Annotated in this window: 1 protein-coding gene; it reads left to right on the forward strand. The window is 71.2% G+C overall.

Translation table 11 applies throughout. From position 1 onward, the window contains the following. A partial coding sequence (locus ACFYR0_RS37760) for an MFS transporter (RefSeq protein ID WP_389338919.1) occupies nt 1-1,401 on the forward strand: 1,401 nt, incomplete at its 5' end. Between the last annotated feature and the right edge of the window lie 3 nt (nt 1,402-1,404).

Consider the following 1,404-nt stretch of genomic DNA (forward strand, 5'->3'; position numbering starts at 1 on the left):
TCGGCCCAGCAGGATCTGGGGATCTCGGACGGGAACCGGCAGTGGGTGGTGACCGCGTACGCGCTGGCGTTCGGTGGTCTGCTGCTGTTCGGCGGCCGGATCGCGGATCTGTGGGGCCGTAAGCGGGCGTTCGTGATCGGTCTGGCCGGGTTCGCGGCGGCGTCCGCGCTGGGCGGTGCGGCCACGACCGGCGCGATGATGTTCGGTGCGCGGGCGCTGCAGGGTGTGTTCGGTGCGCTGCTGGCGCCGGCGGCGCTGTCGCTGCTGGCGGTGATGTTCACCGACGCCAGGGAGCGGGCGAAGGCGTTCGGCATCTACGGTGCGATCGCCGGCGGCGGTGGTGCGGTGGGTCTGATCCTGGGCGGGTTCCTGACCGAGTACCTGGACTGGCGCTGGACGTTCTTCGTGAACATTCCGTTCGCGGTGGTCGCGGCGGCGGGTGCGTGGTTCGTGATCCGTGAGCCGGAGGGCGGCCGCAACCGGTCCTCGCTGGACATCCCGGGGGTGATCCTCTCCACGCTGGGTCTGGTGTCGCTGGTGTACGGGTTCACCCGGGCCGAGTCCGACGGGTGGGGCGACGCGGTGACGGTGGGCATGTTCGTCGCCTCCGGGGTGCTGCTGCTGTCCTTCGTGCTGGTGGAGTCCAGGGTGCGGGCGCCGCTGCTGCCGCTGCGGGTGGTGACCGACCGCAACCGCGGCGGTGTGTACCTGTCGCTGGGCCTGGCGATCATCGCGATGTTCGGGCTGTTCCTGTTCCTCACCTACTACCTGCAGATCGTCAAGGGCTACTCGCCGGTGAGGACCGGGTTCGCGTTCCTGCCGATGATCGTGGGCATGATCACGGGTTCCACGCAGATCGGGGCCCGGCTGATGACGCGGGTCGCGCCGCGGCTGCTGATGGGTCCGGGCTTCCTGGTCGCGGCGGTGGGCATGCTGCTGCTGACGCGGATGGAGATCGGTTCGTCGTACGCGGCGCTGCTGCTGCCGGCGATGCTGCTGCTGGGTCTGGGCATGGGCTCGGCGTTCATGCCGGCGATGTCGCTGGCCACGCAGGGGGTGCGGCCGCAGGACTCGGGGGTGGCGTCGGCGATGGTGAACACCAGCCAGCAGGTGGGCGGTGCGATCGGTACCGCGCTGCTGAACACGATCGCGGCGTCCGCGACGACCGCGTACGTCGCCGACCACATCGGTTCCGCGGCGGGGCGTTCGCAGCAGCAGCTGGTGCGGCTGGAGGGCATGGTGGAGGGTTACACCAGCGCGATCTGGTTCGCGGTGGGCATCCTGGTGGCCGCCGCCGTGATCGCCCTGACCCTGGTCGACGCGGGCCGGCCGGGCAGTACCCCGGTGGCCTCCGGCGAGGGCGCCGGCGACGAGGTCCCGGTCCCGGTGGCCGCCCACTGACCC

The sequence above is a fragment of the Streptomyces sp. NPDC005017 genome, from assembly GCF_042873115.1.
GTDB lineage: Bacteria > Actinomycetota > Actinomycetes > Streptomycetales > Streptomycetaceae > Streptomyces.